16 protein-coding genes and 1 pseudogene are annotated in these 23740 nt (G+C 69.6%); 11 read left to right on the plus strand and 6 right to left on the minus strand.

Annotated features, from left to right (window positions below):
* From mtrB to OG246_RS13745, 5 genes are all read left to right on the plus strand, one after another.
* Positions 1–2079 (plus strand): MtrAB system histidine kinase MtrB, encoded by a 2079-nt coding sequence (gene mtrB / locus OG246_RS13725; protein ID WP_266460714.1) that lies wholly within the window; start codon positions 1–3, stop codon positions 2077–2079.
* On the plus strand, positions 2069–3922 hold the full coding sequence (locus OG246_RS13730; RefSeq protein WP_266460717.1) for an LpqB family beta-propeller domain-containing protein: 1854 nt from the start codon (positions 2069–2071) through the stop codon (positions 3920–3922). The genes mtrB and OG246_RS13730 overlap by 11 nt, the downstream gene beginning before the upstream one ends.
* A gap of 136 nt (positions 3923–4058) precedes the next feature.
* Positions 4059–5177 (plus strand): ComF family protein, encoded by a 1119-nt coding sequence (locus tag OG246_RS13735; RefSeq protein WP_266460720.1) that lies wholly within the window; start codon positions 4059–4061, stop codon positions 5175–5177.
* Positions 5178–5460: 283 nt separating this feature from the next.
* Positions 5461–6186 (plus strand): ribosome-associated translation inhibitor RaiA, encoded by a 726-nt coding sequence (raiA, locus tag OG246_RS13740; protein ID WP_266460723.1) that lies wholly within the window; start codon positions 5461–5463, stop codon positions 6184–6186.
* Between the two features lie 205 nt (positions 6187–6391).
* Complete coding sequence (locus OG246_RS13745; protein ID WP_266460726.1) at positions 6392–7138, plus strand: response regulator transcription factor; 747 nt, start codon at positions 6392–6394, stop codon at positions 7136–7138.
* A gap of 57 nt (positions 7139–7195) precedes the next feature.
* Here OG246_RS13745 and OG246_RS13750 read toward each other — a convergent pair whose 3' ends face one another.
* The gene (locus OG246_RS13750; RefSeq protein ID WP_266460729.1) at positions 7196–8386 is read right to left on the minus strand and encodes a winged helix-turn-helix domain-containing protein; all 1191 of its coding nucleotides are present in this window, start codon (positions 8384–8386) and stop codon (positions 7196–7198) included.
* A gap of 163 nt (positions 8387–8549) precedes the next feature.
* Positions 8550–9119: a GNAT family N-acetyltransferase gene (locus tag OG246_RS13755; RefSeq protein WP_266460731.1), complete on the minus strand. Its 570-nt coding sequence runs from the start codon at positions 9117–9119 to the stop codon at positions 8550–8552.
* 243 nt (positions 9120–9362) lie between these two features.
* Between OG246_RS13755 and secA the strand changes: the two genes are divergently transcribed.
* A complete protein-coding gene (secA, locus tag OG246_RS13760) occupies positions 9363–12209 on the plus strand; it encodes a preprotein translocase subunit SecA (protein ID WP_266460734.1) in 2847 nt (948 codons plus the stop codon).
* A gap of 101 nt (positions 12210–12310) precedes the next feature.
* On the opposite strand, the gene OG246_RS13765 is transcribed toward secA, so the two are convergent.
* A complete protein-coding gene (locus OG246_RS13765) occupies positions 12311–12967 on the minus strand; it encodes an Rv3235 family protein (protein WP_266460737.1) in 657 nt (218 codons plus the stop codon).
* A gap of 337 nt (positions 12968–13304) precedes the next feature.
* Here OG246_RS13765 and OG246_RS13770 point away from each other — a divergent pair, with 337 nt between their 5' ends.
* The 4 genes and pseudogenes from OG246_RS13770 (at position 13305) to OG246_RS13785 (ending at position 20628) form a co-directional block, all read left to right on the plus strand.
* Entirely contained in the window at positions 13305–13820 is a 516-nt protein-coding gene (locus OG246_RS13770; RefSeq protein WP_266460740.1) for a hypothetical protein, read from the plus strand.
* Positions 13821–14022: 202 nt separating this feature from the next.
* A complete protein-coding gene (locus OG246_RS13775) occupies positions 14023–14688 on the plus strand; it encodes an HAD family hydrolase (protein WP_266460743.1) in 666 nt (221 codons plus the stop codon).
* A 30-nt stretch (positions 14689–14718) separates the two neighbouring features.
* A pseudogene (locus tag OG246_RS13780) lies at positions 14719–14916 on the plus strand (hypothetical protein); the annotation flags it as partial.
* Positions 14917–15690: 774 nt separating this feature from the next.
* Entirely contained in the window at positions 15691–20628 is a 4938-nt protein-coding gene (locus tag OG246_RS13785) for an NAD-glutamate dehydrogenase (protein WP_266460745.1), read from the plus strand.
* Positions 20629–20702: 74 nt separating this feature from the next.
* Here OG246_RS13785 and OG246_RS13790 read toward each other — a convergent pair whose 3' ends face one another.
* Positions 20703–21518 (minus strand): ABC transporter ATP-binding protein, encoded by an 816-nt coding sequence (locus OG246_RS13790; protein WP_266464193.1) that lies wholly within the window; start codon positions 21516–21518, stop codon positions 20703–20705.
* 1 nt (position 21519) lies between these two features.
* Positions 21520–22464, minus strand: coding sequence for an ABC transporter permease (locus OG246_RS13795; RefSeq protein WP_266460749.1), 945 nt, complete (start codon positions 22462–22464; stop codon positions 21520–21522).
* A 179-nt stretch (positions 22465–22643) separates the two neighbouring features.
* Here OG246_RS13795 and OG246_RS13800 point away from each other — a divergent pair, with 179 nt between their 5' ends.
* On the plus strand, positions 22644–23372 hold the full coding sequence (locus OG246_RS13800; protein WP_266460751.1) for a TetR/AcrR family transcriptional regulator: 729 nt from the start codon (positions 22644–22646) through the stop codon (positions 23370–23372).
* Positions 23373–23386: 14 nt separating this feature from the next.
* On the opposite strand, the gene OG246_RS13805 is transcribed toward OG246_RS13800, so the two are convergent.
* A complete protein-coding gene (locus OG246_RS13805) occupies positions 23387–23572 on the minus strand; it encodes a hypothetical protein (protein ID WP_266460753.1) in 186 nt (61 codons plus the stop codon).
* Between the last annotated feature and the right edge of the window lie 168 nt (positions 23573–23740).

Here is a 23740-nt window from a genome sequence, read left to right on the forward strand (position 1 = left end):
ATGTCCCGGGACAGTGCCGCTTCGGCGCCCGGTGAGCCGGGGGTCCGGTCGGGGCGGCCTGTCGGCCGGAAAGTGACGGGCTCCCGCTGGGCCCAGTTCGTCGAGGGCGGGCTGCTCCAGGGCGGAGTCCAGGGCAGCCCGGTCCTTCGGCTGTTCATGCGCTGGGTGCGCCGTCCGCTGCTGCCCGTGATGCGGCTGTGGCGGCGCAACATCCAGCTCAAGATCGTCGTCACCACGCTGCTGATGTCGCTCGGCGTGGTGCTGCTGCTCGGCTTCGTCGTCATCGGGCAGGTGCGCAACGGACTGCTGGACGCCAAGGTGAAGGCGTCGCAGAGCCAGGCCACCGGCGGATTCTCGGTGGCCGCGCAGAACGCGGACTCGGCGGCCACGGCGAACGGCGCCGACACCTCGAGCCCGGACGGCCGCCCCTCCAAGAACGTCAGCCAGTGGATGAGCGACCTCGTGGTGTCCCTCTCCAGCGGCGGCCAGGGCGCCTTCGACGTCGTGACGCTCAGCTCCACCGCGGCCGGTGACGGCGGCGCCGGACTGGGGCCGCGCTCCTCCGGCAACGTCGATCCGACGCTGAGCGTGCCGGAGAACCTGCGCGCCCGTGTCGACAGCAGCACGGCGGCGGCCCAGAGCTACACGCGGGTCGTCTACAAGGACGCCAAGGACTCGCAGCCGGCGCTGGTCATCGGCAAGCAGGTCACCGACCCCAACGGCGACCGGTACCAGCTCTACTACCTCTTCCCGCTGACGCAGGAGGAGAAGTCGCTGAGCCTGGTCAAGGGGACGCTCGCGACGGCGGGGCTGTTCGTCGTGGTGCTCCTCGGGGCCATCGCCTGGCTCGTGGTGCGCCAGGTCGTCACGCCGGTACGGATGGCCGCGGGCATCGCCGAGCGGTTGTCCGCGGGGCGTCTCCAGGAACGTATGAAGGTCACCGGCGAGGACGACATCGCGCGGCTCGGCGAGGCCTTCAACAAGATGGCGCAGAACCTGCAGCTGAAGATCCAGCAGCTGGAGGACCTGTCGCGGATGCAGCGGCGGTTCGTGTCCGACGTCTCGCACGAGCTGCGTACGCCGCTGACGACCGTGCGAATGGCGGCCGACGTCATCCACGACGCGCGCGTGGACTTCGATCCGATGACCGCCAGGTCCGCCGAACTGCTCGCCGACCAGCTCGACCGGTTCGAGGGGCTGCTCGCGGACCTGCTGGAGATCAGCCGCTTCGACGCGGGTGCGGCGGCGCTGGAGGCCGAGCCGATAGACCTTCGTGAGGTCGTACGGCGAGTCGTCAGCGGGGCCGATCCGCTCGCCGAGCGCAAGGGCACACAGATACGGGTCGTCGGCGACCAGCAGCCGGTGATCGCCGAGGCGGATGCCCGGCGGGTGGAGCGGGTGCTGCGCAATCTCGTCGTCAACGCCGTGGAGCACGGCGAGGGCAGGGACGTCGTGGTCAAGCTGGCCGCGGCGGGCGGCGCGGTCGCGGTCGCGGTGCGCGACTACGGGGTGGGACTCAAGCCCGGTGAGGCGACCCGGGTCTTCAGCCGCTTCTGGCGGGCGGACCCGGCACGCGCGCGTACTACGGGCGGAACCGGCCTTGGGCTGTCCATCGCCCTGGAGGACGCGCGTTTGCACGGCGGCTGGCTGCAGGCCTGGGGCGAGCCGGGTGGCGGTTCGCAGTTCCGGCTCACGCTGCCCCGGACGGCGGACGAGCCGCTGCGGGGGTCGCCGATACCGCTGGAGCCCAAGGACTCACGGCGTAATCGTGGACTTAATGAGGCCGGTTTGCCGCTCGGAGGCAGTGGCAAGCTCGCGACGGTGCCGGTGCAGCAGCCCACGGGCGGGAGTGCGCCGCAGCGGACGCCGGTCGTGCCGCGGATGACCGGGGTGTCGCCCACGGCCGATCCGACGGCGCTGCCGGGCAACGGCGCGCGCGTGGTGCCGCGGCCCACCGGCGCCGTACGACGTCCGGACGACGCACCTGCCGCGGGCGGGGAGCGGACCGTGCAGGAGCGCGAGCGGGCCGGCGGGGAGCCGGAGGGGCTCGGACAAGGGGAGGCATTTCGTGGGCGCTGACCGCGAGCGGCGAGGCGGTCGACGGCGTCCGGTGCGAGTGGGGGCGTACGTCGGCTGCGGCGCGCTGCTGCTGGCCGGGTGCGCCTCGATGCCGGACAGCGGGGATCTGCGTGACGTCGAGTCGACGCCGCGAGCGGACTCGCAGGTCCGGGTCTTCGCGGTGCCACCGCGGGAGGACGCCCAGCCGGCGGAGATCGTGCGGGGCTTCCTGGAGGCGCTGACCAGCGACGATGCGCAGTACGAGACTGCGTTCAAGTACCTGACGGCGACCGCTCGGAAGACGTGGGATCCCTACCAGTCCACGGCAGTGCTCGCGGACGGACCGAACACCGAGTTGGTGCACTCGGCGAGCAGAGAAGGCGCCGACGACGGTTTCCTGTACCAGCTGAGCGGCAGCAAGGTCGCCACGGTGGACGCGCAGCACGCGTACGCGCCGGAGTCCGGCGCGTACACCGCGGGCGTGCATCTCATTCAGCAGAAGGACAAGCAGTGGCGCATCGACGGGCTGCCCCCGGGTGTGGTGATGGGCAAGTCCGACTTCGAGCGCAACTACGACTCCGTCAACAAGTACTACTTCGCTTCGGACGTGTCCTCCGGGACAGGCGGACAGGGCGGACAGCTCAGGACTGTCGCCGACCCGGTCTATGTACGCGGGGAGGTGGATCCGATGACGGAGATGGTCCGCACGCTCCTGGAAGGGCCCACCAGTTGGCTGGACCCCGTGGTGACGTCGAGTTTCCCCTCCGGTACGGAGCTCAAGAAGGGCGTCAAGTCCCTGTCGCCCGATGACCGCAACTGGGTCACCGTTCCGCTGAACAGCAAGGCCGACCGTGTCGGACAGGCCCAGTGCAACAAGATGGCGGCCCAACTCTTCTTCACGCTCCAGGACCTGACGCCCACGGGGGTGGAGGAGGTGGAGCTGCAGAAGTCGGACGGCTCGCAGCTGTGTGCGCTCGATGAGGAGAAGGCGCAGACCGTGGCCTCGCACGGCACGGGACAGTCTCCCGAGTACCAGTACTTCATCGATGCCAAGCAGCGTCTTGTACGGATGCCCAGCGGCAACGGGGACAAACTGCCCGAGCCGGTGCCCGGTGCGCTGGGCGAGGGCGACACGAAGCTGCGGGCGGCAGCGGTGTCGCGGGACGAGGACATCGCGGCCGGGGTCTCGACCGACGGGAGTTCGCTGTACGTCGGGTCGCTGGTGTCGGGCAGTTCGCTCGGGGAGGCGGTGCTGCACAGCGAGGGCAAGACCGCGGACGACCGGCTGACGACGCCGAGTTGGGACGGACGGGGCGACCTGTGGGTGGCCGACCGCGACACCAAGAAGCCCCGGCTTCTTCTGCTGGAGAAGGGCGCGGGCGAACCGCTGGTGGTCTCGGCGCCGGGTCTCGACGGGCGCATCGAGGCCGTACGGGTCGCCGCCGACGGGGTGCGGATCGCGCTGATCGTCGAGAAGGACGGCAAGAGCTCGCTGCAGATCGGGCGTATCGAGCGCGACACCAAGTCCGGTGAGCGGCCCGTGGTCTCGATCCTCGAACTGCGTGCCGCGGCACCGCAGCTGGAGGAGGTCACGGCCATGTCGTGGGCCGGGGACAGCCGGCTCGTGGTGGTCGGGCGCGAGGAAGGCGGCGTGCAGCAGATGGGGTACGTCCAGGTCGACGGCTCCACTCCGGTGGGTACGGCGCCCTCCGCGCTGACGGGCGTGAAGGAGATCGCCGCGTCCGAGGACGAGCGGCTGCCGCTGGTGGCGCACTCGGAGGAGGACGGGATCGTGCGGCTGTCGTCCGGAGAGCAGTGGCAGCAAGTGGTCAAGGACGGGACGGCACCGGTCTATCCCGGGTAGCCCTGCCCGCGGATGACGGCTGTGCGGGTGACGTCTCCGCAGGGTGGACGGGGCTGTCCGACGGCCGCGTCGGTTATCCACAGGGAGTTATCCACAGGGGTGGCCGGTCGGCCCGTGCCTTGGCACAGTGGTGGGCATGCGGGGGTGGTGGCAGGACCTCACGGATCTGGTGCTGCCGGCCGAGTGCGGAGGCTGCGGGAGGCCTCGCATGGTGCTCTGTACCGAGTGCCGTGCCGCTCTGACCGGGGCCGCACCGAGCCGGGTGCGACCGGTGCCGGAGCCGTTCGGGCTGCCTGTGGTGCACGCGGCGGCTCCCTATGAGGACGAGGTGCGGGCGGTTCTCCTCGCCCACAAGGAACGGGGGGCGCTGATGCTCGCGGGGCCTCTCGGCGCGGCCCTGGCCGGGGCTGTGCGGGCGGGACTGGGGTACGCGCGCCTCCCAGTGCAGGAGAGGCGGCTCATGGCCTCGGAGGGCTCGCTGAGGGGCGGGAACGGGCAGCTGTGGACCGAGCCTCCGTCGGGGGCGGGCGGCGGGTTGCCGGGGACTGCGGGTGGCCGGTCGGGGGCGGGCGGGTCGCGAAGGGAGCAGGGGGGACGGCCGTGGGTTCGGGACGACCGAACGGGAGTCGGTGGCGGGCAGCCGTCGGCGGGGAGTGGGCGGGTGCCGCCGGGAGCTGCCGGCGGAGTCGGACGTGGGGGCGTGCTGCTGGTTCCCGTGCCGTCCTCGCGGCAGGCGGTGCGGGCACGAGGGCATGATCCGGCGCGGCGGATCGCTCTCGCCGCGGCGGGTGAGCTGCGTCGTACGGGGACTCCGGCCCGGGTGCTCGCCGTGCTGCGGCAGCGGCGCGTGGTGGCCGACCAGTCGGGGCTCAACTCCCGGCAGCGGCTGGACAATCTCGCGGGCGCCCTGGAGGTGGCTGCCGGGGGTGAACGGCTGTTGGCGGACGGCGGCCGGATCGTGCTCGTGGACGACCTGATGACGACGGGCGCCTCGCTGACGGAGGCGGCGCGTGCCGTGCGGACGGCGGTGCCGGACAGCGACGCCGACGACGTTTGCCGGGTGGCGGTACGGGCACCGGCAGGGGACTGCGGGGCAGAGGAAGCGGCGGCGAGGGCAGACCGATCACGGGCGGCCCAGGGAGTGGCGGACAGGCGCGAAACGGGAGGCGTGACGGCTATGGGCGGAGCGGGAGTCATGATCTGCGCGGCAGTGATCGCGGCGCCACCTGACTCGTTCGAAATAAACCGGAACTGACCGGGAACTTGCATCGTTGCAGGTAATGACTCGACCAATTCACCTGAACGGAGGTACGCCGCAGTAGAGGGTGACGACATCCGTCCGGGCGAGATATGTTCGGTTGTGAGGCAATGGCGCAGGCCGTACCTCGTATATCGGAATGCCGTGCCGCGGGTTTTTTGCAATCACCCGCATCGGTTGGGGTGTAGATCTTGCCCATGGGGGAGGAGGAGGTGAAAGTCACCGAGTCCGAGGTTCCGGGACTCACCGGAGCCTGGTGCAAAAGGGAGACGCCCCGCCAGTGGAGTGGGGCTATCCGGGAACGGAGTTCTGCGTGGACATCGTCGTCAAGGGCCGCAAGACCGAGGTGCCCGAGAGGTTCCGCAAGCACGTGGCCGAGAAGCTGAAGCTGGAGAAGATCCAGAAGCTCGATGGCAAGGTGATCAGCCTCGACGTCGAGGTGTCCAAGGAGCCGAACCCCCGTCAGGCCGACCGTTGTGACCGAGTGGAGATCACGCTCCGCTCCCGCGGTCCGGTGATCCGGGCGGAGGCCTCGGCAAACGATCCGTATGCAGCACTCGACCTGGCGGCGGACAAACTCGAAGCCCGGCTGCGCAAGCAGCACGACAAGCGCTACACCCGCCGTGGTACCGGCAGGATCTCGGCCGCAGAGGTCGCCGACCGCGTGCCGGGCGCCGCGACGCTCAACGGAGACGGCAGCGTCGTCCACGACGAGGAACCCGACAGCGTGCCGACCAAGAAGGTCGGCCCCCTCGAGGTCATGGGCGAAGGCCCCCTCGTCGTCCGCGAGAAGACCCACGTGGCCGCACCCATGTCCCTTGACCAGGCCCTCTACGAGATGGAACTGGTCGGGCACGACTTCTATCTGTTCGTCGACTCCGAGACCAAGGAACCGAGTGTCGTCTACCGGCGGCACGCGTACGACTACGGCGTCATCCACCTCAACACGGACCCGATGGTCGCCCAGGCCGGGTCGGCCGGGCCGGGCGGAGCGCTCGGCGGCTGACCCACCCCGGTGACGGCTGAGCCGGTGCCCCTGGAGCGCTCGTGCGCCCCCAGGGGCACCGGTGTGCGACCTTTCGCGCCCCGCGCTGTCACCGCGCTGTCGCCCGGGCATGGAATCATGGCCGTACCGGCCCAACCCGTGGGCCGCTGCCTTGGGTTGGCGATGGCACAAGAAACACAGGCCACGGCCTTCAGGGGGAGGAACGATGGCGGACAGCTTCGGACCGATGCGTGACGCGGATGCCGGCGACGGCGTAGTCGCCATGGGCCCGGACGCGGGGTCTCCACGCAAGGAGCCCATCCGGGTCCTGGTGGTGGACGACCACGCCCTCTTCCGCCGCGGTCTGGAGATCGTGCTCGCGGCCGAGGAGGACATCCAGGTCGTCGGTGAGGCGGGTGACGGGGCCGAGGCGGTCGACAAAGCGGCCGATCTGCTGCCGGACATCGTGCTGATGGACGTACGGATGCCGAAGCGGGGCGGAATCGAGGCGTGCACCTCCATCAAGGAGGTGGCCCCCAGCGCGAAGATCATCATGTTGACGATCAGCGACGAGGAAGCCGATCTCTACGACGCGATCAAGGCGGGCGCGACCGGATATCTCCTCAAGGAGATTTCCACCGACGAAGTGGCCACCGCCATTCGCGCGGTGGCCGACGGACAGTCGCAGATCAGCCCCTCCATGGCGTCGAAACTGCTCACCGAGTTCAAGTCGATGATCCAGCGCACCGACGAGCGTCGGCTGGTGCCCGCGCCCCGGCTGACGGAGCGCGAGCTGGAGGTTCTCAAGCTCGTCGCCACGGGGATGAACAACCGGGATATCGCCAAGGAGTTGTTCATCTCCGAGAACACGGTGAAGAACCATGTGCGCAACATCCTGGAGAAGCTGCAGCTGCACTCCAGGATGGAGGCCGTGGTGTACGCGATGCGGGAGAAGATCCTCGAGATTCGCTAGTCACTCGGGTGAGTTGGGTGGCTTGCGTGAATTGGGGGAGTCGGGTTCGTCGGGTGGTCACGCGAGTGCGCGTGACAGCTCTCTGGTGAGTGGGGCGCGCAGCTCCGGGGCGTCCACCCGTTCCACTCGTACGTCCGTGCAGTCCACCCAGCTCGCGGCCTCCACCAGGGCCTGGGCCACCGCGGGGACGGCCTTGGGGCCGTCCAGGGTGACCTGCTTGGCGACCAGGGTGCGGCCCTCGCGGGCGGGGTCCACGCGGCCGACGAGCCGGCCGCCGGCGAGGACCGGCATCGCGAAGTAGCCGTACACCCGCTTCGGCTTGGGGGTGTACGCCTCCAGGCGGTGGGTGAAGCCGAAGATCCGCTCCGTGCGGGCCCGCTCCCAGATGAGGGAGTCGAACGGCGACAGCAGCGTCGTACGGTGGCGGCCGCGCGGGGTCGTTTCCAGGGACTCCGGGTCCGCCCACGCGGGCTTGCCCCAGCCCGCCACCGTCACCGGGACCAGGCCCGAGTCGGCGATCACCGCGTCGACCTGTTCGCCCTTGAGGCGGTGGTAGTCGGCGATGTCTGCGCGTGTGCCGACGCCCAGGGACTGGCCCGCGAGGCGGACGAGGCGGCGCAGGCACTCCGGGTCGTCCAGCTCGTCATGGAGCAGTGCGTCGGGGATCGCGCGCTCTGCGAGGTCGTACACCCGCTTCCAGCCGCGGCGTTCGGTGCACACCACCTCGCCGTACATCAGCGCGCGTTCCACGGCGACCTTGGTGCCCGACCAGTCCCACCACTCGCTGGTCTTCTTCGCGCCGCCCAAGTCCGTGGCCGTGAGGGGGCCTTCGGTGCGGAGCTGCTTGATGACCTGGTCGTAGGTGCCGTCCGGCAGGTCGTGGTTCCAGTGCGGGCGGGCGCGGTAGGAGCGGCGGCGGAAGGCGAAGTGGGGCCACTCCTCCACGGGGAGGATGCAGGCGGCGTGGGACCAGTACTCGAAGGCGTGGGGTGCGCCGTCGGAACCCGGTGTCCAGTACGCCTGGTCGACCGTCTTGCGGCCTACCGCGCCCAGGCGGGCGTACGGGATGAGCTCGTGGGAGCGGGCGAGGACGGAGATCGTGTCGAGTTGGACCGCGCCGAGGTGTCGCAGGACTCCGCGTACGCCGCTCCTGCGGTCCGGGGCGCCCAGGAAGCCCTGGGCGCGTAGGGCGATGCGGCGGGCTTCGTCGGTGGAGAGTTCGGTGGTGGGACGCGGGAGGCTCGTCATGTCCTCACGGTAGGCGGTGCCACTGACAGTGGGGGGCCTGCCTCATGGTTCCCGGGGTGGGGGCTGGGGTCGGGGTGGGTCGCGTGGCCCGGCGCTTGCGGGGTGCCGCTGTGCCCACCCGTGCCGCCCCTAGCGGCACGCATGCCCACAGCGAGGAGGGTTGTTACGTCGGCGTCGGCAAGTACGGGGCCGTCGAGGGGAGGCCCAAGTCCGAAGGGAGCAGGGAAGCCACCCAGCAGTCTCTGCGTACGCCCTTGTTGTTGATGGCTGAGCGGAGGGTGCCTTCCAGGGTGAAGCCGGCGTTTTCGGCTACGGCGCGGGAGGCCGTGTTGCCCACCTGGGCGCGCCACTCCACCCGGTCGAGGGAGATGTCGGTGAAGGCCCAGCGGGACGCGGCGATCGCGGCCTCGGTGATGTAGCCGTTGCCGCGGTGTTCCTTCTTCGCCCAGAAGCCGATCTCGCCGGTGCCCAGGGAGCGCATCGTGATGGCGAGCATGCCCACCAGTTCTCCGGAGGGGACGAAGACGCCGAAGGTGAACATGGAGCCGTCCGCCCAGCCGTCGGGCACCATCTGGTCCGTGAAGCCCGCCGCGTGCTCGCGGAGATAGGGCGACGGGATCGTGGTCCAGCGCTGGATGTCGGGGTCCTGGACGGCGTCGTACACGGCGTCCGTGTCGTGCGGGCCGACGGTGCGCAGCAGGAGACGGTCCGTGGTCAGAGTGACGGGGTCCATCGGCCGATTCTGCTCGGGCGAGCGGAAGGACGCCATTCTTTTGCTGAGAGTGAGTGCCTCATTACTTTTCGCGACGCGAACGCGGCACCTTCCGCAACCCCTGCCCGTTGTCCTAGTGGCTGTCACGGGCAGACCTCCCGGCGCGGTGGGGTCCTCGCTTACGATGGCCGTTGCTCAAGCTGCTAATTGAATCTTCATTGCAACCGACCGTCCCAGGCCCGACCGGCAAGGAGACATAGCCCAGTGTCCGTCCTCTCAAAGATCATGCGTGCAGGCGAAGGCAAGATCCTGCGCAAACTGCACCGCATCGCGGACCAGGTCACCTCCATCGAAGAGGACTTCGTCGACCTCTCCGACGCCGAGCTGCGGGCCCTCACCGATGAGTACAAGCAGCGGTACGCCGACGGCGAGAGCCTCGACGACCTGCTGCCCGAGGCCTTCGCGACCGTCCGTGAGGCTGCCAAGCGCGTCCTTGGCCAGCGCCACTACGACGTGCAGATGATGGGCGGCGCCGCGCTCCACCTCGGCTATGTCGCGGAGATGAAGACCGGTGAGGGCAAGACTCTGGTCGGCACGCTTCCCGCGTATCTGAACGCACTCACCGGAAACGGCGTTCACCTCATCACGGTCAACGACTACCTGGCCGAGAGCCAGTCCGAGTTGATGAGCCGCGTCCACAAGTTCCTGGGCCTGACCGTCGGCTGCATCCTCGCCAACATGACGCCGGCCCAGCGTCGCGAGCAGTACGCGTGCGACATCACGTACGGCACGAACAACGAGTTCGGCTTCGACTACCTGCGCGACAACATGGCGTGGTCCCAGGAGGAGCTCGTCCAGCGCGGCCACCACTTCGCGATCGTCGACGAGGTCGACTCCATCCTCGTCGACGAGGCCCGTACGCCGTTGATCATCTCCGGCCCGGCCGACCAGGCCACCAAGTGGTACGGCGATTTCGCCAAGCTGGTCACGCGGCTGAAGAAGGGCGAGGCGGGCAACACCCTCAAGGGCATCGAGGAGACCGGGGACTACGAGGTCGACGAGAAGAAGCGCACCGTCGCCATCCACGAGTCCGGTGTCGCCAAGGTCGAGGACTGGCTGGGTATCGACAACCTGTACGAGTCGGTGAACACCCCGCTCGTCGGTTACCTGAACAACGCCATCAAGGCCAAGGAACTCTTCAAGAAGGACAAGGACTACGTCGTCATCGACGGCGAAGTCATGATCGTCGACGAGCACACCGGCCGTATCCTCGCCGGCCGCCGCTACAACGAGGGCATGCATCAGGCGATCGAGGCGAAGGAAGGGGTGGACATCAAGGACGAGAACCAGACGCTCGCCACGATCACCCTGCAGAACTTCTTCCGCCTCTACAAGCGCCACGACCAGCAGGGCAAGGAAATGCCGGGTCTCTCCGGCATGACCGGTACGGCGATGACCGAGGCCGCCGAGTTCCACCAGATCTACAAGCTCGGCGTCGTCCCGATCCCGACCAACAAGCCCATGGTCCGCAAGGACCAGTCCGACCTGATCTACCGCACCGAGGTCGCGAAGTTCGAGGCGGTCGTCGACGACATCGCCGAGAAGCACGAGAAGGGCCAGCCGATCCTCGTCGGTACGACGTCGGTCGAGAAGTCCGAGTACCTCTCGCAGCAGCTCTCCAAGCGCGGCATCCAGCACGAAGTGCTCAACGCCAAGCAGCACGACCGTGAGGCGCCGATCATCGCCCAGGCCGGCCGCAAGGGCGCTGTGACCGTGGCCACGAACATGGCCGGCCGTGGTACGGACATCAAGCTCGGCGGCAACCCGGAAGACCTCGCCGAGGCGGAGCTGCGCCAGCGCGGCCTCGACCCCGAGGAGCACATCGAGGAGTGGGCCGCCGCGCTGCCCGCCGCCCTGGAGAGGGCCAAGGAGGCGATGCAGGCCGAGTTCGAGGAGGTCAAGGACCTCGGCGGGCTCTACGTCCTGGGCACCGAGCGGCACGAGTCCCGTCGTATCGACAACCAGCTGCGCGGTCGTAGCGGCCGCCAGGGCGACCCGGGCGAGTCCCGCTTCTACCTGTCGCTGGGTGACGACCTGATGCGCCTCTTCAAGGCCGCGATGGTCGAGCGGGTCATGTCGATGGCGAACGTTCCCGACGACGTACCGATCGAGAACAAGATGGTCACGCGCGCGATCGCGTCCGCCCAGTCGCAGGTCGAGCAGCAGAACTTCGAGACCCGTAAGAACGTCCTGAAGTACGACGAGGTCCTCAACCGGCAGCGCGAGGTCATCTACGGCGAGCGCCGCCGCGTCCTGGAGGGCGAGGACCTGAAGGAGCAGATCCAGCACTTCACGGACGACACGATCGACGCGTACATCGAGGCCGAGACCGCCGAGGGCTTCGCCGAGGAATGGGACTTGGACCGGCTGTGGGGCGCCTTCAAGCAGCTCTACCCGGTGAAGGTCACCGTCGAGGAGCTCGAGGAGGCCGCCGGTGACCGTGCCGGTCTGACCGCCGACTTCATCTCCGAGTCCATCAAGGACGACGTCCACGAGCAGTACGCGGCCCGCGAGGAGCAGCTCGGCTCCGAGATCATGCGTGAGCTGGAGCGCCGGGTCGTGCTGTCGGTCCTGGACCGCAAGTGGCGCGAGCACCTCTACGAGATGGACTACCTCCAGGAGGGCATCGGCCTGCGCGCCATGGCGCAGAAGGACCCCCTGGTCGAGTACCAGCGCGAGGGCTTCGACATGTTCACCGCCATGATGGACGGCATCAAGGAGGAGTCCGTCGGCTACCTGTTCAACCTGGAGGTCCAGGTCGAGCAGCAGGTCGAGGAGGTCCCGGTCGAGGACGCCGCCGGGCCGTCCCTGGACAAGAAGACGGACGCGGTCCCCGCGGGCGCGCGTCCCGAGATCCGCGCCAAGGGGCTCGACGCCCCGCAGCGGCCGGACCGGCTGCACTTCTCCGCGCCCACCGTGGACGGCGAGGGCGGCATCGTCGAGGGCGACTTCGCCAGTGACGACGACGAGCCGGTGCGCTCCGAGTCGGACGGCCTCACGCGCGCGGAGCGCCGCAAGCAGCAGAAGGGCACGCGTCGCCGCAAGAAGTAACCCGCGGTTCGGCGGTCCAGAGTTCGGCTGAAGGGCCGGGCACCTTTGGGTGCCCGGCCCTTCGCGTTGCCTGTTGCGTCGCGTGCGAGGTGGCCCGGGGCTCAGTCGTCGTTCGTGTGCGGCATGCGGGGGCCGCCCAGTTCGACCGCCGTGCAGCGCCAGCGGAGGTCGGCGGCCTGCTCCAGGCGGAAGGCCATGGCGCGGAGCTGGTCGCCGGCGCCGATGCGGGCGAAGGCCTCGATCGCGCCGGGGCGGGGCACGTAGTAGCCGATGTCGCGGACGACCGGGCGGGTGCCGCGGGTGCGCAGCAGGCCGCGTTCGGCGAGCCAGGCCAGTTCGTCGTAGGCGCGGCCCGCGGTGTGGCGCAGCATGCAGTGGACGGGGCGCTGACCGCTCAGTACGGCGAGCAGGAGGTCGGCGAAGAGGTCGGTGGGACGGGGGCGGGGAGCGGGCCTGTGGGGGGCCTGAGCTGGGACCGGCCCGGGTGGGGCCTCAGGGGGCGCGGTGAGGGTCGTGGCTCCGGCCGACGCCGTTGGGGGGCGGGTTGTGGGCGGTGCCGTCGGCGGGCGGTTCGCGGGTCGTGCGGTGCGGGATGCGCCTCCGCCGGGGGACGTCGTGGGTGGGCTGCCTCCCGGGGTCGTACGAGGGGTGCCTCCGCCCGGTGTGCGGGGTGGGGTGCTGCCGGGGCGGCGGGAGTCCTGGCGGCCGGGCGGGCGGGTGCCCGGGTGGCGCGTCGTCCTGGTCATCACCTTGTTCATGCGTGGTCCCCGCTCGACGGGCCCGGTTTGATACCGGGCAGTAACTTTTGCGTTGGGGATCTTGTACGAGGCGGGGGCGGGCCTTCGCAAGGACGCGGGGTGCGCGTCGGGGCCGCCGGAAAGTTCACTCATCAGGGTGGCCGGGGGGTGCGGGAGGCTTGGCGGGGCCGGGGTGTACCGGGTGAATCGCGGGCCCGGGGTGGACGCCTCGGAGGGTGCGGTCGGGGACTCGAAAGGGGACGCCCGCACGTATCCTGAAGCCCTCCCGGGAGGCGCGGGACCGCCCTTCCCGGAGCCCTCCGACCACGAGACCCCCCGACTACGAAAGTGGCCAGCCATGCGCGTCTACGTCCCCCTGACCCTCTCCGGTCTCGCCGAGGCGTACAAGACGGGGGAGCTGGGGGCGGGACCGTTCGTCGCCTACGCCGTCACGCCCGCGTTGCGGGAGTGGTATCTCTCCGACGACATCGAGGAGCTCGAGTACGCGGCGCTGAACCGTGCGGCTGTGGCGTCGCTGCGGTTGCTGGCGGTTGATCCGGGGGCTGTGCGGCGGCGGGTGGTCGTCGCGGTTGATGTGGCCGACCGGGACGCGGTCGGGGATCCCGATCGGGGGCTGGATCCCGGGGCGCTCGGTGAGGTTCGGGTTTCTGGGGCTGTGCCTTTGGCCAAGGCGGCCGCTGTGCATGTCGATCTTGCGGATGCGGAGGGTGATGTCGCTGCTGCCGTGGAGGCGCTGGGGGCGGCTGATCACGGGGACGATGACGCTCAGTTCGTCGTGGACGGGGCTGAGGATCACGAGTTGTTGTGGTTCGCCACGCAGGAGATTCCCAACCTGGTGGGGTTGGGGGACTGAGGGGTCGGTTCGCTGGGTTCGGTGCCCGGCGTTGGGGCTGGGGTCGGGGTGGGTCGCGGAGCCCGGCGCTTGCGGGGTGCCGCTGTGCCCACCCGTGCCGCCCCTAGCGGCACGCATGCCCACAGCTGGGGCGGTTGCGGAGCGCACGCATGCCCGCAGCTATGACGGATGGGTGTCAGTGGGGGCGGGTATTTTCTTGTGTATGGGGAAGTACGGAGCAGCGCACATTGTGTGGGACTGGAACGGGACTCTGTTCCATGACAATGCCGCGATCATCGGGGCGACGAATGCGGCGTTCGCCGAGCTGGGGCTTGAGCCGATCACCATGGAGCGGTACAGGGCGTTGTACTGCGTTCCGGTACCGAGGTTCTATGAGCGGTTGATGGGGCGGCTGCCGACCGACGCCGAGTGGCAGGTCATGGACGAGACCTTCCATCGGTACTACGCGGAGCACCGGACAGGGTGCGAGCTCACCGAGGGTGTGCCGACACTCCTGGCCGAGTGGGGGTCGGCGGGGCACAGCCAGTCGATCCTCAGCATGTACGGGCATGACGAACTGGTCCCGCTGGTACGGGGGTTCGGGATCGAGCCGCACTTCATGCGTGTCGACGGGCGGACCGGGCCCTCCGGCGGCAGCAAGGCCGAGCACATGGTGCGGCACCTGGGCGTGCTCGCCGGCGTGGAGCCGGCCCGTGTGGTGGTGATAGGTGACGCGGCCGACGACGCGATAGCCGCCCGGCACGTTGGTGCGCAGGCGGTCCTCTACACCGGCGGTTCGCACGGCCGCGCCAGCCTGGAGGAGGTGGGCGTGCCCGTGGTGGACAGCCTGGCGGAAGCGGTCGTGGAGGCCGAGCGGCTGGCGGCCTGACCGACTTGATGCGAAGCCGTTAACGCTCCGCAGAGCCGTACGGCGCTTCGGGCGGCGGCCGGATTCGGGGAGGGGTTCCCCGGCGGGGTGTGACTTGCCTGGCTGTCGGCGCTGCGCGACCCGGAGCTGATACCGCCGACGCTTGCCGCGGTACGCGAACTGCCGGAGCAGTCCGGCATGGAGCCGCTGGACGCGGTCGTCGCACATCTCCATGGGCGCCGCCCGCTGGGGATGGGGTGAGGGATCCTCCGAGAGCGGTTGGGTGTCGGCAGTGTTGGGTCCGGTCCCTGCGGGCCCTGGCTGGCATGGCAGGCGCCCTGCCGTTCCGCCCCGGGCGGTGTCACGGCGGCTGCCCTCGTCGGCGGGGCAGCCGCCTACCCAAGGGCCGGGGTCAGTGGGGAACCTGCCTCCCAAAGGAGCCGGGGCCAGTGGCGAACCTGCCTCCCCAAGGGCCCGGGGCCAGTGGCGAACCTGCCTCCCCAAGGGCCCGGCCGGCAGGGAATCCGCCCGCACTGCACGCCCCCGCCCCTTTCGTCCCTGTGCAGAGTGTCAAAGTTCGACCCCTGCTTTTGTACACATACGGCTCATGACGACCCCCGGGTGGGGAGCGATAGCCTGGTGGCGTGATCAGCGCGATATCTCGCGGGGGCATTGACGCCCCTGCCCCGCGCCCGGAGAGCACGGACGACATCCGTGACCGGGCGGCGGTCGCTGATCTTCGCAGGCGGGTCGGGGAGTCAAGGGCAGCACGGACACCCGGAGCGACATCCACAGCGCCGAGGGCACCCGAGGCAGCGCCTGGGGCACCCGAGGCACAGGCGGTGCCGAGAGCAGCGTCACAGTCGCCGCGGGTGCCGAGAATGGCCGATAACCCCCCGCTCATCTCTCCGTGCGGCATAGCGTCGAACCAGACCGGACACCCCGCGTCAAGACGTTACGTCGGAGAAGAGACCGTACTTCCTTCAACGTCACGCAACGGCGCGCGACAGGAGCCAGAGGACAATGCAGACCAAGCTGGACGAAGCCAAGGCCGAGCTGCTCGAACGGGCCGCCCGGGTAGCTGAGAACAGCCCGGTCGGGGGGCACCTACCGACTGGGACGACGGGCGAGGGCACCCCCGACCGGGACACCGTGCTCGCGTTCCTCCAGCGGTACTACCTGCACACCGCAGCGGAGGACCTGACCGACCGCGACCCGGTCGACATCTTCGGAGCCGCTTTCTCGCACTACCGCCTGGCCGAGAACCGCCCCCAGGGCACGGCCAACGTGCGGGTGCACACCCCGACCGTCGACGAGAACGGCTGGACCTGCAGCCACTCCGTCGTCGAGGTCGTGACCGACGACATGCCCTTCCTCGTCGACTCGGTCACCAACGAGCTTTCGCGCCAAGGGCGCGGCATCCACCTTGTCATCCACCCGCAGGTCGTCGTACGGCGTGACCTCACCGGCAAGCTCATCGAGGTGCTGCCGACGCGGCCCACCGGCGAGCTCCCGCACGACGCCGCCGTCGAGTCCTGGATCCATGTCGAGGTCGACCGCGAGACCGACCGCGCGGATCTGAAGCAGATGACCGCCGATCTGCTGCGCGTTCTCTCCGACGTCCGCGAGACCGTCGAGGACTGGGAGAAGATGCGCGACGCCGCGCTGCGCATCGCGGAGGAGCTGCCCAAGGAGCCGACCGCGGACGACCTGCGCGACCAGGAGGTCGAGGAGGCCCGGGAGCTGCTGCGCTGGCTCGCGGACGACCACTTCACCTTCCTGGGATACCGCGAGTACGAGCTGCGGGACGACGACTCGCTCGCCGCCGTGGCCGGCACCGGGCTCGGCATCCTGCGCTCCGACCCGCACCACAGCGGCGAGGACAGCCACCCGGTCAGCCCGTCCTTCGAGCGGCTGCCCGCCGACGCCCGCGCCAAGGCCCGCGAGCACAAGCTGCTGGTGCTGACCAAGGCCAACAGCCGGTCCACCGTGCACCGGCCGTCGTACCTCGACTACGTCGGTGTGAAGAAGTTCGACGCCGAAGGCAATGTGATCGGTGAGCGGCGCTTCCTCGGGCTCTTCTCCTCGGCCGCGTACACCGAGTCCGTGCGGCGGGTTCCCGTGGTGCGCCGCAAGGTCGCGGAAGTCCTGCGCGGCGCCGGGTTCTCGCCCAACAGCCACGACGGGCGCGACCTGCTCCAGATCCTGGAGACGTACCCGCGCGACGAGCTGTTCCAGACGCCCGCGGACGAGCTGCGGTCCATCGTCACCTCCGTCCTGTACCTCCAGGAGCGGCGCAGGCTGCGGCTCTACCTGCGCCAGGACGAGTACGGGCGCTACTACTCCGCCCTCGTCTACCTCCCGCGCGACCGCTACACCACCGGCGTACGCCTGCGGATCATCGACATCCTCAAGGAAGAGCTCAACGGCACCAGCGTCGACTTCACGGCCTGGAACACCGAGTCGATCCTCTCCCGGCTGCACTTCGTGGTCCGTGTCGAGCCGGGCACCGAGCTGCCGCAGCTGTCCGACGCCGACAAGGAACGCATCGAGGCCAGGCTCGTCGAGGCCGCCCGCTCCTGGGCCGACGGCTTCGGGGAGGCGCTGACCGCCGAGTTCGGCGAGGAGCGCGCCGCCGAGTTGCTGCGCCGGTACGGGGGTGCCTTCCCCGAGGGGTACAAGGCGGACCACAACCCGCGCGCCGCCGTCGCCGACCTGGTCCACCTCGAGAGGCTGACCAGGGACGACACCAAGGACTTCGCGCTCAGTCTGTACGAGCCGGTGGGCGCGGGCCCCGGCGAGCGCCGCTTCAAGATCTACCGCACCGGCGAGCAGGTCTCGCTCTCCGCGGTCCTCCCCGCGATCAACCGCATGGGTGTCGAGGTCACCGACGAGCGTCCGTACGAGCTGCGCTGCTCGGACCGTACGACCGCCTGGATCTACGACTTCGGGCTGCGGCTGCCCAAGTCCCTGAACGGCAACGGCGACTACCTCGGTGACGACGGCCGCGAGCGGTTCCAGCAGGCCTTCGCCGCCACCTGGACCGGCGCGGCCGAGAACGACGGCTTCAACGCCCTCGTGCTGAGCGCCGGGCTCAACTGGCGGCAGGCGATGGTGCTGCGCGCGTACGCCAAGTACCTGCGCCAGGCCGGCTCGACCTTCAGCCAGGACTACATGGAGGACACCCTCCGCAACAACGTCCACACCACCCGGCTGCTCGTCTCGCTCTTCGAGGCGCGGATGTCGCCCGACCGGCAGCGCGCCGGTGTCGAGCTGACCGACGCCCTCCTCGAGGAACTGGACGCCGCTCTCGACCAGGTGGCCAGCCTGGACGAGGACCGGATCCTGCGGTCCTTCCTCACCGTCATCAAGGCGACCCTGCGTACGAACTTCTTCCAGGAGGCGCTGGGCGCGAAGCCCCACGAGTACGTCTCCATGAAGTTCGACCCGCAGGCCATCCCCGATCTGCCGGCGCCTCGGCCGGCGTACGAGATCTGGGTGTACTCGCCGCGCGTCGAAGGCGTGCACCTGCGGTTCGGCAAGGTCGCGCGCGGCGGGCTGCGCTGGTCCGACCGGAAGGAGGACTTCCGGACGGAGATCCTCGGCCTGGTCAAGGCGCAGATGGTCAAGAACACCGTCATCGTGCCGGTCGGCGCCAAGGGCGGCTTCGTCGCCAAGCAGCTGCCCGACCCGTCCGTGGACCGCGACGCCTGGCTCGCCGAGGGCATCCGCAGCTACAAGACCTTCATCTCCGCGCTGCTCGACATCACCGACAACATGGTGGCCGGTGAGGTCGTCCCGCCCGCGGACGTCGTACGGCACGACGAGGACGACACCTACCTCGTGGTCGCCGCCGACAAGGGCACCGCGACGTTCTCGGACATCGCCAACGGGGTCGCGGAGAGCTACAACTTCTGGCTCGGCGACGCCTTCGCCTCCGGCGGCTCGGCCGGTTACGACCACAAGAAGATGGGCATCACCGCGCGCGGTGCCTGGGAGTCCGTGAAGCGGCACTTCCGGGAGCTGGGCGTGAACACCCAGACCCAGGACTTCACCGTGGTCGGCGTCGGTGACATGTCCGGTGACGTGTTCGGCAACGGCATGCTGCTCAGCGAGCACATCCGGCTGGTCGCGGCCTTCGACCACCGGCACATCTTCCTCGACCCGAAGCCGGACGCCGAGACCTCGTACGCCGAGCGGCGCCGTCTCTTCGAGCTGCCGCGCTCCTCGTGGGCCGACTACAACAGCGAGTTGATCTCGTCCGGCGGCGGCATCTTCCCGCGTACCGCCAAGGCCATCCCGATCAACGCGCACATCCGTGAGGCCCTCGGCATCGAGTCCGGCGTCGCCAAGATGACCCCGGCCGACCTGATGAAGGCGATCCTGAAGGCGCAGGTCGACCTGCTGTGGAACGGCGGCATCGGTACGTACGTGAAGGCGTCCACCGAGACGCACGCGGACGTCGGCGACAAGGCCAACGACGCGATCCGCGTGGACGGCGCCGACCTGCGGGTCAAGGTCGTCGGCGAGGGCGGCAACCTGGGGCTCACCCAGCTCGGCCGGATCGAGTTCGCCCAGCACGGCGGCAAGATCAACACCGATGCCATCGACAACAGCGCGGGCGTGGACACCTCCGACCACGAGGTGAACATCAAGATCCTGCTCAACGCGACGGTGGCCAACGGCGACCTGACCGTCAAGCAGCGCAACAAGCAGCTCGCGGAGATGACCGAAGAGGTCGGCGCCCTGGTCCTGCGCAACAACTACGCGCAGAACGTGGCGATCGCCAACGCGCTGGCCCAGTCGCCCGACATGCTCCACGCCCAGCAGCGCTTCATGCGCACCCTGGTCAGGGAGGGCCACCTCGACCGGGCCCTGGAGTTCCTGCCCACCGACCGGCAGATCCGTGAGCGGCTCAACTCCGGGCAGGGGCTGACCGGTCCGGAGACGGCCGTCCTCCTCGCGTACACGAAGATCACGGTCTCCGACGCGCTGCTCGCCACCTCGCTGCCCGACGACCCGTACCTCCAGCGCCTGTTGCACGCGTACTTCCCGACCGCGCTGCGCGAGAAGTTCCGCGAGCAGATCGACGGGCACGCGCTGCGCCGCGAGATCGTGACGACCGTCCTGGTCAACGACACGGTCAACACGGGCGGTACGAGCTTCCTGCACCGCCTCCGTGAGGAGACCGGCGCCTCGCTCGAGGAGATCGTCCGGGCGCAGACCGCGGCCCGCGCGATCTTCGAGTCGAGCAAGGTGTGGGACTCGGTGGAGGCGCTCGACAATGTCGTCGCCGCCGATGTCCAGACCCGGATCCGGCTCCACTCGCGCCGGCTCGTCGAGCGCGGCACACGCTGGTTGCTCAACAACCGGCCGCAGCCGCTCCAGCTCGCCGAGACGATCGGCTTCTTCAGCGACGGGGTCGAGCAGGTCTGGTCCGAGCTGCCCAAGCTGCTGCGCGGCGCGGATCTGGAGTGGTATCAGCAGATCTACGACGAGCTGTCGGGCGCGGGCGTCCCGGACGAACTCGCCACGCGGGTGGCCGGGTTCTCCTCGGCCTTCCCGACGCTGGACATCGTCGCGGTGGCCGACCGCACGGGCAAGGACCCGATGGGCGTCGCCGAGGTCTACTACGACCTCGCCGACCGACTCGGCATCACCCAGCTGATGGACCGCATCATCGAGCTCCCGCGCGCCGACCGCTGGCAGTCCATGGCCCGCGCCTCCATCCGCGAGGACCTGTACGCGGCCCACGCGGCGCTCGTCGCCGACGTCCTCTCGGTCGGCAACGGAAGCTCCACTCCCGAGCAGCGCTTCAAGGCCTGGGAGGAGCGGAACGCGGCGATCCTCGGCCGGGCCCGCACCACGCTGGAGGAGATCCGCAGCTCGGACGCGTTCGACCTGGCGAATCTGTCGGTGGCGATGCGGACGATGCGGACGCTGTTGCGGACGCATTCGTAGCCCGTACGCAGTTGGGGGCGCCCCTGGCCTTTACGGCCGGGGGCGCCCCCTTTTTTCCTGCCGAGCGCCGGGCTCTACTTGCCCGTGAACTTCTCGTACTCCTTGAGGACGTCCTCCGTGGGTCCGTCCAGGCGGAGTTCCCCCCGCTCCAGCCACAGCACCCGGTCACACGTGTCCCGGATCGACTTGTTGTTGTGGCTCACCAGGAAGACGGTGCCGGCAGTCTTCCGCAGCTCCCGGATGCGAGCCTCGGAGCGCTTCTGGAAGGAGCGATCTCCCGTCGCCAGGGCCTCGTCGATCATCAGGACGTCGTGGTCCTTGGCGGCGGCGATGGAGAACCGGAGACGGGCCGACATGCCGGACGAGTACGTCCGCATGGGGAGCGTGATGAAGTCGCCCTTCTCGTTGATGCCGGAGAAGTCGACGATCTCCTGGTAGCGCTCGCGCACCTGCTCCTTGGACATGCCCATCGCGAGGCCGCCGAGGTAGACGTTGCGCTCGCCCGTGAGGTCGCCCATCAGGGCCGCGTTGACGCCGAGGAGCGAGGGCTGGCCGTCGGTGTAGATCCTGCCGTTCTCCACCGGGAGCAGACCCGCGCACGCCTTGAGCAGCGTGGACTTGCCGGAGCCGTTGGTGCCGATCAGGCCGATGGCCTCGCCACGGTACGCCGTGAAGGAGACGTTCTTGACGGCGTGCACCTTGCGGACACCGGACGCCTTCTCGGACTTCTCGCGGCGCATGATGCGGTTGAGGGCGGCGGTGGCGGAACCGCGGCCGCCGCCGGTGCCGTTGACGCGGTAGACGATGTCGACCTGGTCGACGATGACCGTGGGGACCAGCTCGCCGGGGGTGTCCACGGGGGCGGTCTCAGGGGTGCTCTTCGTGATGATGTCAGCCACGGCCGTACGTCTCCTCAGCCTTCCAGAAGTACAGGAAACCGCCCACGCCGGCGAGCAGCGACCAGCCCGTCGCGACCGCCCACACGTGGGGCGGCAGCTGACTGGCGTGGAAGCTGTCGATCAGCGCGAACCGCATCAGGTCGATGTAGACGGCGGCGGGGTTGGACTGCAGCGCGACCAGGACCCAGCCGGGCAGGTCCTGGTGCCTCAGGACGTGCTCGATGCTCCACATGACGCCCGAGATGTACATCCAGGTGCGCAGCAGGAACGGCATGAGCTGCGAGATGTCGGGGAACTTCGCGCCCATCCGGGCCATGACCATCGCCACGCCCGCGTTGAAGACGAACTGGAGCGTGAGGGCGGGGATGACGAGCAGCCAGGACATGCTGACCGGCACACCGAAGGCGAGCAGGATCACGACCAGCGCGCACATCGAGAACAGCAGCTGCTGGAGCTGCTGGAGGCAGTACGACACCGGCAGCGCGGCCCGCGGGAAGTGCAGGGCCCGTACGAGCCCGAGGCTGCCGGAGATCGCCCGGGTCCCCGCCATGATCGAACTCTGCGTGAAGGTCCACACGAAGACGCCGGTGACCAGGAACGGGATGTAGTCGGGGATCCCCTTACTGGTGCCCATCAGGATGCCGAAGATGAAGTAGTAGACCGCCGCGTTCAACAGCGGGGTCGCCACTTGCCAGAGCTGGCCGAGCTTCGCCTGGCTGTACTGGGCGGTGAGCCTCGCGGTGGCGAAGGCGGTGATGAAGTGGCGCCGCGCCCACAGCTGGCGGATGTACTCGGGCAGCGTGGGGCGGGCACCGCTGACGGTGAGGCCGTACCGGGCGGCGAGCGCCTCGGCGGACTCGTCGGCGGTCTGGCCGGCGGTGGTCTCGCGGGTGGGGGAGACCGACGTCGGGGGCGGTGTGTCGAGGACCTGGCTCACATCCGCTGCTTTCGCTCGGGGGGTGGGGTGCGAGTCGCTCGGTTCCGTCCTTGACCTGTTCATACGCCGTCTTTACCGTCTTCTTACGTCGGGACGGGACCGTATCGTCGCAACGTGAGAGTAGGCCTTTTCCACGTCGGAACGCAACCGTTTCGTCGTAACGCCCTATGCTGGAGCGCATGACGACGAACGCCGACGCCACCGGGACCATGAACGGCACCGTGACCGGGGCCGTGACCGGTGCCGGGGCTGCGGCGAAGGGCGGAAAGCGGTCCGGAACCGGGCCCGGGGCCGGGACCGTTCCGGGTAAGGTCCCGCGCCGCCGGGCTCCCGCCGGGGCGGCCGTCCTCCGGGAAGATGTGACGGAAGCCATCCGTCTCGCCGTCTTCGAGGAGCTCGCGGCCGTCGGCTACGCCCGGATGTCCATCGAGGGCATCGCGCGCCGCGCGGGCGTGGGCAAGACGGCGGTGTACCGCCGCTGGCGCTCGAAACTCCACCTCGTCCTCGACCTGGTCTCGGCCGTCGCGGTCCAGGGCCTGCCCGCGCCGGACACCGGCTCCCTCGAGGGCGACCTGCGGCTGCTGTACGAGGTCACGTCCCGCGCGCTGCGCCACCCGGTCGCCGGCCAGATCATCCCCGACCTGCAGGCCGAGGCGGCCCGCAACCCCGAGATCGCCGACGCCATGCAGAAGGCCCTGCGCGAGGGTCAGCAGGGCGTCGCGAACGGGATCGTCGCGGCGGCCGCCGCCCGGGGAGAGGTCCGCGAGGGAATCAGCCTCGACCTCGCGCTCGACCTGATGTCCGGGCCGCTGTACTGGCGGGCCGTGGTGGTCCGGGGCCCGAAGCTGCCGAAGGGGTATCTGGCGAGTCTGGCCCGGGCCACGGCGGCGGCGCTCAAGGCGCTGTGACGGTCGCTGAGCCGTCAGGCTCGCTGCTGACCACGACCCCGGACCAGGCTGACGCCCGCTCCCAGTGAGACGACGCCCATGCCGACGGCGGTCATGATCCCCTGCGAGCCGTCCACGGCGAAGGGGGCGAGCGCGGCGACGGCGAGGTTGAACAGGAACAGGAACCACAGGACGGGCTTCGAGGAGAGCAGCGACTTCATGACGGGTTTCCTTCGCTTCGGGGGGCCCTGAACCCCAGGGACCCGGGGACCGACTGAGTTCAACGATCCCGTCGTCCGCTCGGCGCTTCGAGGGAGTGCGCTCCCGAAGTGGTGGTGTAGCGGGCTACACCACGGCGGGCGGAGGAGATCCGCGAGGGCCCGTGCCCG

The organism is Streptomyces sp. NBC_00620 (assembly GCF_026341825.1).
In the GTDB taxonomy this organism is placed as follows: domain Bacteria; phylum Actinomycetota; class Actinomycetes; order Streptomycetales; family Streptomycetaceae; genus Streptomyces.

Bases quoted from the DNA above. Each gene is read 5' to 3' on its own strand.
- OG246_RS13785 (WP_266460745.1), top strand. From the start codon at position 15,691: ATGCAGACCAAGCTGGACGAAGCCAAGGCCGAGCTGCTCGAACGGGCC.
- OG246_RS13805 (WP_266460753.1), bottom strand. From the start codon at position 23,572: ATGAAGTCGCTGCTCTCCTCGAAGCCCGTCCTGTGGTTCCTGTTCCTG.
- OG246_RS13755 (WP_266460731.1), bottom strand. From the start codon at position 9,119: ATGGACCCCGTCACTCTGACCACGGACCGTCTCCTGCTGCGCACCGTC.
- OG246_RS13765 (WP_266460737.1), bottom strand. From the start codon at position 12,967: ATGAACAAGGTGATGACCAGGACGACGCGCCACCCGGGCACCCGCCCG.
- OG246_RS13735 (WP_266460720.1), top strand. From the start codon at position 4,059: ATGCGGGGGTGGTGGCAGGACCTCACGGATCTGGTGCTGCCGGCCGAG.
- OG246_RS13800 (WP_266460751.1), top strand. From the start codon at position 22,644: ATGACGACGAACGCCGACGCCACCGGGACCATGAACGGCACCGTGACC.
- OG246_RS13775 (WP_266460743.1), top strand. From the start codon at position 14,023: ATGGGGAAGTACGGAGCAGCGCACATTGTGTGGGACTGGAACGGGACT.
- OG246_RS13750 (WP_266460729.1), bottom strand. From the start codon at position 8,386: ATGACGAGCCTCCCGCGTCCCACCACCGAACTCTCCACCGACGAAGCC.
- mtrB (WP_266460714.1), top strand. From the start codon at position 1: ATGTCCCGGGACAGTGCCGCTTCGGCGCCCGGTGAGCCGGGGGTCCGG.
- OG246_RS13770 (WP_266460740.1), top strand. From the start codon at position 13,305: ATGCGCGTCTACGTCCCCCTGACCCTCTCCGGTCTCGCCGAGGCGTAC.
- OG246_RS13745 (WP_266460726.1), top strand. From the start codon at position 6,392: ATGGCGGACAGCTTCGGACCGATGCGTGACGCGGATGCCGGCGACGGC.